We start from the raw sequence: 15,361 nt of genomic DNA on the forward strand, positions 1-15,361 counted from the left end.
CATCGCCCAGCTGTGCAAGAATAGGCACAGCCATGCCGACTTATGCGCAGGACTTCTCGATGAATGCAACACCGACCGCCAGCGATGCCCAGGCCCTGATTGCCCGACTGGACTGGGAAAACAGTCCGCTGGGCGCTGCCAGCAACTGGCCACAGAGCCTGCGAACCGCCGTGGATATCGTGATTCACTCACCGATGCCGATGCTGTTGCTGTGGGGCCCGCAGCTGACGCAGATCTACAACGACGGTTTCGCCCTGCTGGCCGGCAGTAAACATCCGCAGGCTTTCGGGCAACCGACGCACGAGATCTGGCCTGAGCTGAAGGACTTCACCGATCCGATTTACCACGCGGTGCTGCAAGGTCAGGTGCGCACCTACAGCGAACAGCGCTTCACCCTGCAAGGCGAAGCCCAGGAATCCGACCTCTGGCTGGACCTGACCTACAGCCCCATTCGTGACGAAAATACCGAGGTCGCGGGAATTCTGGTCACGGCCATCCAAACCAACGAACGCCGACGCATCGCTCTGGAGCTCGAACAACGTTCGGCCGCCAGCCTCAAGGCCCAGCGCGAAACCGAAGAACGCTTGCAACTGGCCCTCGCCGCCACTGACGCGGTCGGTACCTGGGATTGGGACATCAGCGAGGACCGCTTCATCGCCGACGCGCATTTCGCCCAGTTACATGGCATCGATCCGGCCAAGGCCAATCATCTGCCAATCAGCGAATACCTTAATGGCGTGCACCCCGAGGACCGCGCCCTGATCACCCGCAGCATCAGGCACTGCATCACCCAGGGCAGCGAGTACGCCGAAGAATATCGCCTGCTGCAAGCGGATGGGGAGCTGCGCTGGGTGTTTGCCCGTGGCCGTTGCTACAAGGATCACCATGACCGCCCGATCCGCTTCCTCGGTGCAGCCCTTGATCTTACCGAGCGCAAACAAACCGAACAGGCCCTGCGCCAGAGCCAGACCGAGCTGCAGCTGATCATCAACGCCATGCCAATCCTGATCAGCTACGTCGACCGCGAGGAACGCTTTCGCCTGAACAATGCCGCTTACCTCGACTGGTACGGCCTGACGCCTCAGGAGCTCTATGGCCGGACCATTGTTGAAGTGCTCGGAAAAGAAGCCTACGCGCTGCGTGCGTCCTACGTCGCCGAAGCACTGTCCGGCAGACCCTGCAGCTTCAGCATTAGCACCCCACATCGCGACGGCAGCATCCGCCAGGCCCTGATGAATTATCTGCCGCGCCACGGGGCGGATGGCACGGTCAACGGTTTCTACATCTTCGTGATCGACGAAACCGAGCGCAAACAGACCGAGGAAGCTCTGCGTAACCTCAATGAAACCCTGGAAGAACGGGTGGCTGCCCGCACCCGGCAACTGGCGCAAGCCAACGAACGCCTGCAAAACGAGATGTGCGAGCGCGAACGCGCCGAAGAAGCGCTGCGCCATGCGCAGAAAATGGAAGCGGTCGGCCAGCTCACCGGCGGCATTGCCCACGACTTCAACAACATGCTCACCGGCATCATCGGCAGCCTTGACCTGATGCAGCGCTACATTGCCGAAGGCCGTGTCGACGAAATTACCCGCTTCACCGAGGCGGCCGTGTCCTCGGCCAACCGCGCCGCCGCCCTCACCCATCGCCTGCTGGCGTTCTCCCGGCGCCAGTCGCTCAATCGCAAGCCGCTCAACGCCAATGAGCTGATCCATTCGCTGGAAGATTTGCTCAGCCGCACCACGGGCGACCATATCGAACTCAAATTGCAACTGACCGAGAACGTCTGGCGGGTCAACACCGATGTCAGTCAATTGGAAAATGCCTTGCTCAACCTGGTGATCAACGCACGCGATGCCATGCCCGACGGCGGCGAACTGTTGATCGAAACGGCCAACGTGTATCTCGATGGCAGCGACATCACCACGCTGGAACAGGTCAACGCCGGGGACTACCTGATGATTGCCGTCAGCGACAACGGCATCGGCATGACACCGTCGGTATTGTCCAAGGCATTCGATCCCTTTTTCACCACCAAACCCATTGGCCAGGGCACCGGCCTGGGGTTGTCGATGATCTACGGTTTCGCCCAGCAGTCGGGCGGCCATGTCACCCTGTCCAGCCTGCCAGACCGAGGCACCTGTGTGCGCCTGTATCTGCCGCGTCTGGACGGCACCGAACAGGTGGTGGAGCGGCAGCCGCTGGTGGGCGAAGCACCGCCAGTCATTGCCGGGGAAACCGTGGTGCTGGTGGAAGACGATTCAGCGGTGCGCATGCTGGTGCTCGATCTGTTGAACGAGCTCGGTTACCGCGCCTACGAAGCCGAAGACGCCAGTGCCGCCCTGCCCATGCTCGAGTCCGACTTGCGGGTGGACCTGCTGGTGACCGACGTCGGCCTGCCGGGGATGAATGGCCGGCAACTGGCGGAAATCGCCCGCCAGCATCGTCCCGAATTGAAAGTGCTGTTCATGACCGGCTACGCGGAAATCGCCGCCGAACGCCAGGGCTTCCTCGAGCACGGCATGGACATGGTGTCCAAACCATTTACCATCGACCTGCTGGCCAACAAGATTCGCACGATGATCGGCCATGCCCGCTGACTTGAGGCATAATCGCGCGCCCCGTTGTCACCGCCGTTGCAAGGTAACCGCCCCATGAAAGCTCAAGCCCGCCATATTCTGGTGAAAACCTCGGAAGAAGCCGAGCAACTCAAGCAGCGCATCGCCAAAGGCGAAGCCTTTGATGTGCTGGCGAAAAAATACTCCACCTGCCCGTCCGGCAAACGTGGTGGCGACCTTGGTGAGGTCAGGCCCGGCCAGATGGTCGGCGTGATCGATGCGGTGATCTTCAAGAAACCGCTGCGGGTGGTGCATGGGCCGATCAAGAGCAAGTTTGGTTATCACCTGGTGCAGGTGTTTTACCGGGATTGATGGGCTGGCTTGAAAGCCCCCTTCGCGAGCAAGCCCGCTCCCACATTGGATTTTGTGAGTCGGCAAAATATGCCACCACCCCCCATCCCTGTGGGAGCGGGCTTGCTCGCGAACCGATGGCGTAGCCAGCGGCCATCCACCACTATTTCACAATCAACGCCCCCGACACCTGAATCACCCGACTCGCCAACCGATGCCCGGCCTCAGCCGCCTCCACCGGGCTTGCGCCCTTGAGCCTTGAAGCCAGGTACGCCGCGCTGAACGAATCCCCCGCTGCCGTCGTGTCCACCACCCGCTCAACCTTTTGCGCCGGCACTTCGAACGACTCGCCAGCACAACGAATCAGGCACGCATCGGCGCCCCGCTTGAGTACCACTTCAGGCGTGCCGATCTGTTGGTAAGCGGCAAACACGGCATCGCAGTCGGCAAAATCGAACAGTGCCTGCTCGTCGTCGACGGTCAACAACGCCAGGTCGACATAGGGCAATACGCTGCGATAAGCCGCGCGCGCCTCTTCGGCCGAGGCCCACAAGCGTGGCCGGTAATTGTTGTCGAAGACAATCCGCGCATCGCGCTGTCGAGCTTCTATCAGGGTTTTCAGCAACTTCTCCCGTCCCTGCGCGCCAAGCACTGCCAGGGTGATCCCGCTGAAATACAACAGATCGTAATCGGGCAGCGCCGCGAGGATCGGCGCAGCCGCTGCGGTGGTGAAGCAATCGCGCACGGCCGCTTCATTGCGCCAGTAAAGAAACCGCCGCTCGCCGGCTGCATCGGTCTGTATGCAATACAGCCCGGGCAAACGCCCGGGCAGACGCTGGACCATGCCCACACCGACGTTTTCCGCAGCCCAGCTTTGGCACATGGCATCGCTGAAACTGTCGTCACCCAGGGCGGTGACGTAATCCACGCTGCCGGCCGCCCCCAATTCGCGGGACAGGTACACCGCGGTGTTCAAGGTGTCGCCGCCGAAGCTCTGCTGCAGACTGCCGTCGGCACGGTGCTGCAACTCGATCATGCATTCGCCAATCAGGGCGATGCGCGGAGTGTTGGGGCCCAAGGTGCTGATGGTGTTCATGGGGTGGGGTCTCTGGTGTTGCGATGTTAACTATCAGGGCCCCTTCGCGAGCAGGCTCGCTCCCACAGGATTTGTGAGTTGCCATAAATAGCAGGCACACCCAAAACACTGTGGGAGCGAGCCTGCTCGCGATGGGCACGCTGCGGTCTCAACCCTTAGAAACAGGTTTCCATGGTTTCGAGGACGTTCAACTGCTCATCCACCAGACAACCAACACGCCACTTGTCAAACGTCAGGCACGGATGGGAAGTACCGAACGAAATGATATCGCCCACACGCAGATCCACTCCCGGCGCCACCGTCATGAACGCATGCTGGTCCATCACCGCTGTCACCTTGCATGCGCTCACATCGTCCCCGCTGGCCGGCACCACGCCCGCCTTGTAACGCAGCAGCGGCACCGGCAAACCGGCGTCATAGGCCACGTCGCGTTTGCCCAGGGCAATCACCGCGAACCCCGGTTCCGGCAGCGACTGCACATGCGCCCAGACTTCCAGCGCCGGTCGCAGGCCTTCGTGCAGGTCGCTGCGACGGTCGAGCACGCAGCACTGTGCTTCCTTGTAGATGCCATGGTCGTGGGCCACATAACTGCCAGGGCGCAGCACACTAAGGAAACGCCCAGCGACGTTCTGCGCTTCGAACTCTTCGGCAATCAGGTCATACCAGGCAGAACCTGAGGCCGTGATAATCGGCTTGGCGATTGCGAATGCGCCGCTGTCCTGCAACTGCACCGCCAGGCGCACCAGCGAGCCGGCGAAATCGCGGATACCGCTCACCGCGTGGTCACCGTGAATCACCCCTTCGTAACCCTCGATGCCGGTCAAAGCCAGCGCCGGTTGCGCGGCAATGGCCTGGGCCAGGTCGAGCACTTCCTGTTCGCTACGGCAACCGCACCGCCCACCGACCACGCCGTATTCGATCATCACGTTCAGGCGCACACCGCGCGAAGCGAAATACGCCCCAAGGTCGGCGACATTGTCCGGGTGATCGACCATGCAATAGAAGTCGAAGGCCGGGTCGGCCAGCAGGGCGGCGATCAGTGCCATGTTCGGTGTGCCGACCAGTTGGTTGGCCATCAATACCCGGCGCACGCCATGGGCATAGGCCGCGCGGGTTTGCGTGGCGCTGGCCAGGGTGATACCCCAGGCACCAGCGTCCAGTTGTCGACGGAACAATGCCGGAGTCATGCTGGTTTTGCCGTGGGGCGCCAGTTGCGCGCCGCTGTTGCTGACGAAGTCCTGCATCCAGCGAATGTTGTGCTCCAGTGCCTGGCGATGCAGCACCAGCGCTGGCAGGCTCACATCACGGACCAGGCTGGCGCCGTGGCTGGCCGCACCTTTTTCCACATTGGCAGTGTTTGGGGCAGAAGACATGTTTGAACTCCTCATCCACGCGGCTGCCGGCAGCCGCTGTTAATCGTTGATGCGCCGGGCCAGGCTGTTGGCGCTGTCGATCAGCACCCGGCGGTAGTCGGCGTAATTTTTCCTGGCGTCGGCCCTTGGCGCGACGATGCACAGGGTGGCGATGGCCACGCCGCCGGGGTCTTTGACCGGTGCGGCGAAGCAATGGGTAAAGGTGTCCGCGACGCTGTCGAAGGAGAAGAAGCCATCGCTGCCGGCCTGACGGATTTCCTCGAGGAACTGCGCGACCGGCAAGCGTTCGCCGCAGGGCAGAATGAAGTCGTCAGGGTCGATCAGGTCGATGATTGCCTGGTCGCTCAGATGCGCCAGCAACAGCCGGCCGGACGCGGTCCAGGGGATGGGCGCGTTTTCACCGATGTCCGACGAGATGCGGAAATGCCGCTCGCCCTCTTTCATCAACGCCACGGTGTATTTTCTTCCGTTGAGCAGGCACATCTGCGCGGTTTCGCGGGTCTGGCTGACGATCTCCTGCAAGGCGTGATCGGCCTCGCGGGTCAGGTCGAAATGACGCAAATGCGCCTGGCCGAGAAAGTACAGTTGACGCCCCAGGTAGACGTGACCGTCTTTGCCGACAGGCTCCAGGATCCGGCGTTCGAGCAACGAGGCAACCAACTCGTAGACGGTGGATTTGGGGCTGCCGATGCCGCTGGCGATTTCGTTGGGGCGCAGGGGCTGGCCGACTTCCTTGAGGAAATCGAGGATATCGAACGCCCGGTCCAGACCGCGAGCCCGGCGTTTGATGGTGTCTTCGGTCATTCCAGTGGGTTCCCATTCAACGTCGCCAGGATGGTACTGGCTGTTGTGGTTGTGTCAGTCAGATCCAGCCCTCAAGACCACCACAAATCTCAAGCCTTCTTCTTGTACGCAATACAGTCGATCTCAACCTTGCAATCGACCATCATGTTCGCCTGCACACAGGCCCGGGCCGGGGCGTGTTCGGGTTTGAAGTACTCGGAAAACACCTTGTTGAAACTGGTGAAGTCCCGCGGATCCTCCAGCCACACGCCAGTACGCACTACATCTTCCAGGCCATAACCGGCCTCGTTGAGAATCGCGATCAGATTCTTCATGGTCTGGTGGGTCTGCTCGACAATGCCGCCGGTAATGATCTCGCCATCCACCGCCGGCACCTGCCCGGAAACGTGCAGCCAGCCATCGGCTTCTACGGCGCGCGCGAAAGGGCGAGGCTGACCGCCAGCGGCGGTACTGCCGGTGCCGTAACGAGTAATGCTCATGAAGGATTCTCCTGATTGAATGGTAAACACTCCGGGGTAGCGATCATTCCGCTATAGCGGATCAAGGTATATAACAGCGGAAAGATAGCAGAGAGTCTGCCACAGGATCCTGATTGGACAACCCCCTATCGGACTGCTTTATTCAATATTCAAGTAATAGACGGTCTAAACAACCGCGGGCGTGAACGGCGTGTGCGGTCCACGGAGGCTTCATGTCATTCAAAGTCATGATGGTTTTCGGCACGCGCCCAGAGGCTATCAAGATGGCCCCCTTGGCGCGGGTCCTGCGCAACTGGCCAGGTATCAGCCTGAACATCTGCTCCACCGGCCAGCACCGCGAGATGCTCAAGCAGGTACTCGACTCGTTCGAACTGACAGTCGACGAAGACCTGCAGGTAATGACCCAGGGCCAGACTCTCAATGACCTCTCCTCACTCATGCTGGCCCAACTCGACAAGGCCTATGGCCGAGTACAGCCGGATATCGTGCTGGTCCACGGCGACACCACGACCAGCTTCATCGCTGCCCTCGCCGCCTTCTATCGCCAGTTGCCCATCGGCCACGTGGAGGCCGGATTGCGCACCGGCGACTTGCGAGCGCCCTGGCCGGAAGAGGCCAATCGACATCTGACAGGCGTCATTGCCGATCTGCATTTTGCGCCGACCACCAAATCCGAAGACAACCTGCTGCGCGAAGGCGTGCTCAAGGCCAACATCGAAGTCACCGGCAATACGGTGATCGATGCGTTGGTGTGGATGCGCAATCACCAACAGAAAACCCAATGGCACCCGGCGGCCGACTCGCCGCTGGCGGTGCTCGACGAAAACCGGCGCATGGTGCTGATCACCGGACATCGGCGGGAAAACTTCGGCGGCGGGTTCCGCAACATCTGCCTGGCCTTGGCCACCCTCGCCGAACGCTACCCCGACGTCCAGTTCGTCTACCCGGTGCACCTCAACCCTCAGGTGCAAAACGCGGTGTACAGCGTACTTTCGGACAAACCCAACATCTACCTGGTGGCGCCGCAGGATTACCAGCATTTCGTCTGGCTGATGGGCCGCGCACATTTCATCCTCAGCGACTCCGGAGGCATCCAGGAAGAAGCCCCGGCCATTGGCAAACCGCTCCTGGTTCTACGCGATGTCACTGAACGGCCCTCGGTACTCGAAGGCGGCACAGTGTTGCTGGTGGGCACCGACACTGCGCGGATCGTCAAGGAAGCAAGCCTGTTGTTCGACGACGACACCACGTTCCAGAGCATGAGCCGCATCCACAGTCCTTATGGGGACGGTCACGCCAGTGAACGCATTGCCAATCGCCTTGGCGTCTGGCTCAAGCACCGCGCGGTATCGGGAAAAGCCGTATGAGCCTGGGTTTTGTCGATTTCTTCGCGTATGTGCTGTTCGGACTCAAATACGTTGCAATCACCCTGGCCCTGTTGATGTTCATCCTCGGCCTCGATGACCTGTTCATCGACATCGTCTACTGGAGTCGCAAATTCATCCGGCGCTGGCGGATCTACGAAAAATTCCGCCGCGCGGATGAGGAGCGCCTCTACTCCATCGCTGAAAAACCGCTGGCAATCATGGTGCCGGCGTGGAACGAAGTCGGCGTGGTCGGTGAAATGGCGCGCCTGGCGGCCTCGACCATCGATTACGAAAACTATCAGATTTTCGTCGGCACCTACCCCAATGACGCCGAAACCCAGGCCGACGTCGATGCTGTCTGCCAGCACTACCCCAACGTGCATAAAGTGGTGTGCGCGCGGCCCGGCCCCACCAGCAAGGCCGACTGCCTGAACAACGTGATAGACGCGATCCTGCGCTTTGAAAGCGATGCGAAAATCCAGTTCGCCGGGTTCATCCTGCACGACGCCGAAGACGTGATTTCGCCCATGGAGTTGCGCCTGTTCAACTACCTGTTGCCAGGCAAGGACCTGATCCAGATTCCCGTCTACCCCTACGCACCGGAATGGAAAGGCTTCACCGCCGGGCACTATGTCGACGAGTTCGCCGAGAACCACGGCAAGGACGTCATCGTGCGCGAAGCGCTGACCGGCCAGGTGCCGAGCGCCGGCGTCGGCACCTGCTTCAGTCGCAAGGCCATCAGTGCCCTGCTCGAAGATGGCGATGGCATCGCCTTTGACGTGCAAAGCCTCACCGAGGACTACGACATCGGCTTTCGCCTCAAGCAGAAAGGCATGAAGTGCATCTTCGCCCGCTACTCGGTGACCGACCCGAACCTGGCGCTCGAACAGCCCTGGGTGTTCGGCATGAACCGCGCGTTCTCCCAGGTGATCTGCGTGCGCGAGCACTTCCCCCGGGACTTGCAGCACGCGATCAGGCAGAAGTCGCGCTGGATCGTCGGCATCGTCTTCCAGGGCACCAAGAACCTCGGCTGGAGTTCCAAGGGTCTGCTCAACTATTTCCTCTGGCGCGACCGGCGTGGCCTGATCGCTTACCTGTTGAGTTTCCTGGTCAATCTGCTGTTTGTGGTATTGCTGGCGATGTGGCTGATCACTGTGATTGCCCCGGACGCCTGGCGCTACCCCTCGATCCTCTCCGACAGCAGGCTGCTCGAGGTCCTGCTGTGGGCCAACGGTTTCCTGCTGCTCAATCGGCTGTTTCAGCGTGGCTGGTTCGTCACCCGCTATTACGGACTGGTCGAAGGGCTGCTGTCGGCGCCGCGCATGATGTGGAGCAACTTCGTCAACTTCTTCGCCAACCTGCGCGCACTGCGTCAGGTCATGGAAATGGGCGATTCGCGCCGCGTGGCCTGGGACAAGACCACCCATGAGTTTCCAGCCCTGACCCAGGCCCAGCGCACGCCGCTGGGCCATCGGCTGGTGGAACAAGGCCTGCTCAGCGAAGAACAGCTCGAAGCCGCGGTGACCAACCCGGTACGCCGGCGCCTGGGCCGGGAGCTTTTGCTGCGCGGTCACATCGACACCACGCAACTGGTGCAAACCCTGGCCGGACAACTGGACCTGGAATGGGCGCCACTCAATCCTTTCAAGCTCGACAAACACCTGATCGACGCCGTACCGCGCCGGATCGCCAGCCATTACGGCGTGCTGCCGGTGGCCGAAGAAGGCGACACTTTGGTACTGGCCTCCGAAGGCCCGGTGAGCCAGGTGTCCCAGGGCGCGATCAGCCGTCAGCTGAAACGCCCGGTACGTTGCCGCCTCGCCCCCCAGGGCCGGGTCACCCTGGGCATTCGTTACTGGTACCCCAGCCCCCGGCAAAACGAGGACGTGCGGCAAATGCTCGAGGTACTGGAACGGCATCAGGATGATGAAGCCTTGATCGAACGCATCAGTCACCATCAGGTCCTGCTTGGCACTCTCCTGCAAGTGCGCGGCATGGTCCCGCCGAGCTTGTTCAATCAGGCGTTGATCGACTTCGATGCCGAACAGATGTCCCTGGGCGAGCACCTGATTGCGCGCGGCATGATCACCCGGGAGGTGCTTGCACAGGCGTTGACTGAACAGGCCAGCGAACAGCAAGCCGCCTACCGCATTGCCCGGGAGGCCGCATGAAGCCAGGCTACCGTCACACTTTCCTGCTTGGCAGCCTGCTGCTGAGCCTGGGTACGACGGCGTGGGTGCAAGCCGGGCCGCTCAGCGATTTCGAGGCGTTTCGCAGCTACCCCTACATGGACCGCAGCTATCGCGAGGCAAAGAAAGGCAACTGGGCCGAAGTCGAGCGTCTGATGCGCCACCTGCTGGAGAAGGTGCCGAACAACGATGAGGCGCGGGCCCTGCTGGTGCAGGCCCTGGCCAAACAACGGCGCTACAGGGACGCCGTGCAGGCGTTGCCGGACAACCCGCAAAACAGCGACGCCCTGCTCAACCTGCGCCTGACCTGGATCGAACAGGACCCGCCCGGCAGCGATCAGGTGGAACAGTGGATCGCCACCAGCAATCTTACCCAGCGCGTGCGCCTGTGGCAGGCCTACAGCCTGAGCCTGGCCAAATTCGGTGGCGCAGGCCGGGCCCATGACTGGCTGGCACAGCTGGCGCCCAAAGGCGATGACAAGATTTTACACCTGGCCCGCGCCAATTGGTCCGAGCAGTTGCGTGACTGGAACGGCACCATCGAGGAACTCGCCCCGCTGGCCGCCAGCAAGCAATTGGATGCGCAAGGCTGGCAACGTCTGGCCAACGCCTATGTACAACGCCTCGACGAACAGCCCCTGCAGCAATTGCTGCAACAGGCACCAAACCCGCAATCGGCACGCAAGGCAAGGCTGGCCATGGTCGACCGGGCCATTGCCATGGGCCACTTCGAGCAGGCACAACGCTGGATGCAAACATTGCCGCCCGCCGACCTTGTGGATCCAGCCCAACGCCAGCGCCTGTGGGAGCTGGCGCGGCAAAACCGCGACAGTGCAACCGTGCAACGCTTGAGCGCTGACTTGCAACGACCCTGCCTGGAGACCGCCGAGTGGTTATCGCGTCACGACCCGCAGGCGGCGCTCACGCAGTTGCAAGGTTGTGCGCCCGAAGCCGACCCGCAGACCTGGCTGATCCTCGCCCAGCGCTTGCAAGCCGTCGATCTGTTGCAAACCACCCGCCTGCCGGAACCCTGGGATACCCAACGCCGCGAGCGCCTGCTCGACGCCTGGCAAGATCAGGGTCGCAGTGACAAAATCGTGGCCTGGCTGGCTGATCAACCGCAGACCGCCGATGTGGTCAGGCGTCGGGCGGAACTGCTCCAGGCTTCGGGGCACAATGCGCAAGCGATGGCGCTCTGGGAGCGGCATTACCAGCAGACGGGCAACCTCAATTCGCTCAACCAGGCCAGCTACCTGGCGTTGAACGCCGGTCAGCGTGAACACGCGCAACAGTTGCTCGAGAATGCTTATGACCGCCACGCCGGCAAGCTGCCGAGCGCGATGCTGCTGCGGCTCGCGGGCCTGTACGCCGCTTCGACACCCACCCCGGTGCAACAACAGCGCATGGTGTCACTGCTCAATCGAGTCGACCCCGCCACTCGCGGCCAACTGCTAGCGCAACTGGCAGAAAGCGGTCAGTGCGATGCAGTGCAACAGGCCGTCGGCAAAAACCCGCAAAGCGCCGGCGACTTCCACGCCCTCGGTCGTTGCGCCATGCCGGATCGTCCCGGTGAAGCGGTGGTGTATTACCAGACTGCGCAAGAGCTCGGCGACCGCAACAGCCGCCTGCCATTGGCCTACGCTCTGGATGCCGCCGGCGATGCCTCCGGCGCGCTGGCTATCTGGCGCAGCATTCCCGATGCCGAGCTCAGCGACAACGCCCGCCTCACCGCCAGTCGCAGTGCCCTGACTGCCGGCGACTATCAGACCGCTGAACGCTACTGGCAACAAAGCCGCACGCGGGGTGCCAACGAATGGGCCCTGGGCGCGGCGATTGCCGATGCCCGGGGCGATCATGGCCTGGCCTTGCAACGCCAACGCTCTGCCCTGCAAATAGCACCGGATGCCGGGCATTTCTACGCGGCATCGGTCACCGCACAGAAAGCCGGCGACCTGCAGCAAAGCAACGCATGGCTGGCCGAAGCGGTACGCCGCGAGCCGGACAATCCACGTTATCGCGCCGACTACGGCATGCGCCTGGCAGGAGCGCAAACCAAAGAAGAACGCGCCAGGGCCATCCCCTATCTGCAAAGCGCCACTCGCGCCTTCCCCGAAGATTATCGCCTCGGCGAAACCCTGGCCGTGCGCTATGACGAAGTCGCGGACAGCGCCTCGGCGCGCAAAGAACTGCGCCGTGTCATCGACCTTGAACAGAATCCGGTGGCGGCCGACGATGAGGACGGCAGCCTTGAAGCCCGGCGATATCGCCAGCGTCGCGCCCATGAAACCCTATCCCGTCGCGATTCGCGCACTGTGGCCAGCACCTGGTCCCCTGCCGGGGTCTCGACCAACGACTTCCTGCGCCCTGACGAAAGCACGGGCACTCGCCGCAGATCGACATCGCAGAACGTGCAAATGGCGATGTGGGACCACGCGCTGGGTGAGGAACCAAGCCGCGCCGGCAGTACCCTGTCGGTCTACGGTCGCGTACTGCTCGGTGGCCAGAGCCGGACGAGCTATGCCGAATCCATCGCGACCGGTGTTGGGTTGCGATACAAACCGTGGGGCACGGCCAACATCAACCTCTACGGCGAGATCTACAAACAGAGCCAGTTCGACGAACAGGACAACCACGGCCTGAGCCTCGGCGAAATGTTCAACCCCGACAAGCTGTCGGACCAGATCGACGACCACAAGGAGGACGGCCACACCACCACCGATTACCTGCTGCGTGCCACCGCGTCGTTCCTCGATCAGGGACGGTTTCGCAACGACTGGCGAGTGGATGAAAGTGACTGGGAAGAGCGCTTCCTCTACCTCGACGCGGCTTGGTGGACCAAGGCTGGAGACCATCAATGGTTGTCACGCTTTCAACAGGGCCACGCCTGGAAGCTGCCGTTCAACGGCGCGCAAACCCTGATGCCCTATGGCTTTCTCGAGTTCGCTACGCAGGACCCGAGTAACGACTGGCGCCAGGACCTGCGCACCGGCCTGGGTCTGCGCTGGCAATGGTGGTTCGACGACGACATCTACAACGCCTACCGCGCGCACCTGACGGTTCGCACCGAGTATCAGCAATCCCTGGGCGGTAACCTGTACGAAGGCGGCAACGGCGTGCTGCTGGGCGTGGAGTTGAATTTCTGATGAAGCGACTTCTTTTGGTTTTGAGCCTGCTGCTGGGCAGCGCAACGGTCGGCGCTGACGAGCGAATTTTCTATCAGCCGCTCAATGCCGACGCCAACCTGAGCCAGGCGCAATGGCAACGGATCTGGCAGGACACCGCCCGGCAAGGTACCCACACCGTGATCGTGCAATGGACGGCCTATGGGGATTCCGACTTCGGCGGCGCTAATGGCTGGCTCGCCAACAGCCTGAAACTGGCGCAGGCCCAAGGCCTGAAGCTGGTGCTGGGGTTGCGCATGGACCCGGCCTATTACCAACGCATCGACGAACTCGACAGCACTGGTCTGGCGACTTACTGGCAGGCGCAACTGGGGCAATCACTGGCTCGGCAACAGACGTTGCGCAAGGACTGGAAGCTCCCGGTAAGCGGCTGGTATCTGCCGATGGAACTCGATGACCTGCATTTCCTGGCTGTCGATCGCCGGCAGACCCTGCAACGCCAACTCAAGGACTTTGCCGCCAGGCTCGATGCGCCACTGCACATCAGCGCATTCAGCGCCGGCAAGCTGGCGCCGCGGGTCAATGGTCAGTGGCTGGGCGAGTTGGCGAGCAACGGGACACAGGTCTGGTGGCAGGACGGTGCCGGCACCGGGCGTTTGCCTTCCCTGGTAGGCGACGGATACGCCAGCGCACTGCCCTGCTCCATCGGCATCGTGCGTGAGGCGTTTCGCCAGGTCAGCACTGCGGGGCAGGCCTTCCGTGCCGAACCGGCGCCACCAAGGGCCGCGTCGGCTGCATGCCATCCCACCGCAGTTTTTTCCCTGCGCTACCGGCCGTGGGGCAAGGTGATTCTCGACAATCAGCGAACGTACAAGGTCAGCGATGTACAAAACCATTGAAGATGAAGTACTGCAAAACGCTGCACCTTCGGAGCTGAAAAAGGAGTTTCTCCAGCATGAATTCGAGCGGCTGCACAAGTTCTGCGTGCTGATCTATGTCGCCAGCGTTACTGTCTGGTTGCTCTATGACTTGATCCTCAGCCTTTTGGGGGAGCAGCGATTCACCTTGCGCTCGCTGCCGTTTATCGGTGCTTTCGCGGCCATGATCATCGTCCTGATGTTCATCCGCGAGGCCCGGCATTTCCATTGGTTGAACGTGCTGTTTGTACTCACCATCACACTCGGCACCCGCTTGCTGATCGAAGGAGTGGCTGTCGAACATCAAAGCGCATGGCTGTTGCTGGCGGCTTCTACCACGCTCTACAGCGCCTCGGTCCTGCCGCTGAGCCGCTGGTCATTCTTCACTGCGCAACTGATCACCTGGACCGTGCTCAATCCGTTCTACAACACCGGTATCGATGTGTCCAAACTCAAAGTCGTGATGACCATCAGCTACTGCGGTTTCCTTTGCGCCCTGACCCTCTACAGCTTCATCACCCTGCGCAGGGCCAAGCTCTACAACTACCTCATTTCCAAGCTGCTGTTGGAGCAGGCATACATCGACCCCCTTACCGAAATCCCCAATCGCCGCTCATTCATGACTCGTGCCGACGAACAGGTGCAGGTCGCGGTACGGGCGCACGATCACTACCTGGCGATGATCGATATCGACAACTTCAAAAAGGTCAACGACGTTTACGGCCACGACATTGGCGATGAAGTACTCAAGCGTGTCGCGGCGGATATCAAATCGGTCATGGCCAATTTTGAATACGCGCGACTGGGCGGCGAGGAGTTCGCGATTTACCTGGCCGGGGTGCGCCGCGAGGACGTCGAGTTATTGGCGGGAGAGCTTTGTCGAGTGGTCCGCGAACAACCGACGCAACACCCGGTAACCATCAGTATCGGCCTGGCGCGGGTAGACGATGAGGACACGCTCAACCAGGCGTTGGTCAAGGCGGATGAAGCCTTGTATGAGTCAAAAAATACGGGAAGACCGCTATACCTTTCATCAATCGGACCGCTATCGCAAGCAGGCTCGCTCACACAGGTGAGCGGCGCTGTCTGTCTGCGATGGATGTTTTTG

10 protein-coding genes and 1 pseudogene are annotated in these 15,361 nt (G+C 61.5%); 7 read left to right on the forward strand and 4 right to left on the reverse strand.

The features are described from left to right. Positions 1-59: 59 nt before the first annotated feature. Together KW839_RS01675 and KW839_RS01680 are read left to right on the forward strand one after the other, a co-directional pair. Positions 60-2,597 carry a PAS domain-containing sensor histidine kinase gene (locus KW839_RS01675; protein ID WP_218423186.1) on the forward strand — a complete coding sequence of 846 codons (2,538 nt, stop codon included), beginning with the start codon at positions 60-62 and terminating at the stop codon, positions 2,595-2,597. Between the two features lie 54 nt (positions 2,598-2,651). Further along, positions 2,652-2,927 carry a peptidylprolyl isomerase gene (locus tag KW839_RS01680; protein ID WP_007898282.1) on the forward strand — a complete coding sequence of 92 codons (276 nt, stop codon included), beginning with the start codon at positions 2,652-2,654 and terminating at the stop codon, positions 2,925-2,927. Positions 2,928-3,069: 142 nt separating this feature from the next. Here the strand turns inward: KW839_RS01680 and KW839_RS01685 are convergent, their stop codons facing one another. The 4 genes from KW839_RS01685 to KW839_RS01700 form a co-directional block, all read right to left on the reverse strand. Then, positions 3,070-4,002 carry a sugar kinase gene (locus KW839_RS01685; protein WP_218423187.1) on the reverse strand — a complete coding sequence of 311 codons (933 nt, stop codon included), beginning with the start codon at positions 4,000-4,002 and terminating at the stop codon, positions 3,070-3,072. A 155-nt stretch (positions 4,003-4,157) separates the two neighbouring features. Beyond that, the gene (locus KW839_RS01690) at positions 4,158-5,375 is read right to left on the reverse strand and encodes an amino acid deaminase (RefSeq protein ID WP_218423188.1); all 1,218 of its coding nucleotides are present in this window, start codon (positions 5,373-5,375) and stop codon (positions 4,158-4,160) included. A gap of 39 nt (positions 5,376-5,414) precedes the next feature. Next, complete coding sequence (locus KW839_RS01695) at positions 5,415-6,179, reverse strand: IclR family transcriptional regulator (RefSeq protein ID WP_218423189.1); 765 nt, start codon at positions 6,177-6,179, stop codon at positions 5,415-5,417. Between the two features lie 89 nt (positions 6,180-6,268). Continuing rightward, positions 6,269-6,658: a RidA family protein gene (locus KW839_RS01700; protein ID WP_218423190.1), complete on the reverse strand. Its 390-nt coding sequence runs from the start codon at positions 6,656-6,658 to the stop codon at positions 6,269-6,271. Between the two features lie 212 nt (positions 6,659-6,870). On the opposite strand from KW839_RS01700, the gene wecB reads away from it, so the two are divergent. From wecB to KW839_RS01725, 5 genes and pseudogenes are all read left to right on the forward strand, one after another. Next, positions 6,871-8,025: a non-hydrolyzing UDP-N-acetylglucosamine 2-epimerase gene (gene wecB / locus KW839_RS01705; RefSeq protein ID WP_218423191.1), complete on the forward strand. Its 1,155-nt coding sequence runs from the start codon at positions 6,871-6,873 to the stop codon at positions 8,023-8,025. Then, complete coding sequence (gene nrfB / locus KW839_RS01710; RefSeq protein WP_218423192.1) at positions 8,022-10,196, forward strand: cyclic di-3',5'-guanylate-activated glycosyltransferase NrfB; 2,175 nt, start codon at positions 8,022-8,024, stop codon at positions 10,194-10,196. Before wecB ends, nrfB begins: the two co-directional genes overlap by 4 nt. After that, positions 10,193-13,357 (forward strand): phage receptor, encoded by a 3,165-nt coding sequence (locus tag KW839_RS01715; RefSeq protein WP_218423193.1) that lies wholly within the window; start codon positions 10,193-10,195, stop codon positions 13,355-13,357. The genes nrfB and KW839_RS01715 overlap by 4 nt, the downstream gene beginning before the upstream one ends. Continuing rightward, entirely contained in the window at positions 13,357-14,235 is an 879-nt protein-coding gene (locus tag KW839_RS01720) for a DUF4434 family protein (RefSeq protein WP_218423194.1), read from the forward strand. Before KW839_RS01715 ends, KW839_RS01720 begins: the two co-directional genes overlap by 1 nt. After that, positions 14,219-15,329 (forward strand): annotated as a pseudogene (locus KW839_RS01725) (GGDEF domain-containing protein). Before KW839_RS01720 ends, KW839_RS01725 begins: the two are co-directional and overlap by 17 nt. The last annotated feature ends 32 nt before the right edge of the window (positions 15,330-15,361 follow it).

Source organism: Pseudomonas sp. PDM31 (assembly GCF_019218965.1).
In the GTDB taxonomy this organism is placed as follows: domain Bacteria; phylum Pseudomonadota; class Gammaproteobacteria; order Pseudomonadales; family Pseudomonadaceae; genus Aquipseudomonas.

Excerpts from the sequence above, each read along its gene's own strand:
- KW839_RS01680 (WP_007898282.1), top strand. The coding sequence starts at position 2,652 with ATGAAAGCTCAAGCCCGCCATATTCTGGTGAAAACCTCGGAAGAAGCC.
- KW839_RS01690 (WP_218423188.1), bottom strand. The coding sequence starts at position 5,375 with ATGTCTTCTGCCCCAAACACTGCCAATGTGGAAAAAGGTGCGGCCAGC.
- KW839_RS01675 (WP_218423186.1), top strand. The coding sequence starts at position 60 with ATGAATGCAACACCGACCGCCAGCGATGCCCAGGCCCTGATTGCCCGA.
- KW839_RS01685 (WP_218423187.1), bottom strand. The coding sequence starts at position 4,002 with ATGAACACCATCAGCACCTTGGGCCCCAACACTCCGCGCATCGCCCTG.
- wecB (WP_218423191.1), top strand. The coding sequence starts at position 6,871 with ATGTCATTCAAAGTCATGATGGTTTTCGGCACGCGCCCAGAGGCTATC.
- KW839_RS01695 (WP_218423189.1), bottom strand. The coding sequence starts at position 6,179 with ATGACCGAAGACACCATCAAACGCCGGGCTCGCGGTCTGGACCGGGCG.
- nrfB (WP_218423192.1), top strand. The coding sequence starts at position 8,022 with ATGAGCCTGGGTTTTGTCGATTTCTTCGCGTATGTGCTGTTCGGACTC.
- KW839_RS01720 (WP_218423194.1), top strand. The coding sequence starts at position 13,357 with ATGAAGCGACTTCTTTTGGTTTTGAGCCTGCTGCTGGGCAGCGCAACG.
- KW839_RS01715 (WP_218423193.1), top strand. The coding sequence starts at position 10,193 with ATGAAGCCAGGCTACCGTCACACTTTCCTGCTTGGCAGCCTGCTGCTG.
- KW839_RS01700 (WP_218423190.1), bottom strand. The coding sequence starts at position 6,658 with ATGAGCATTACTCGTTACGGCACCGGCAGTACCGCCGCTGGCGGTCAG.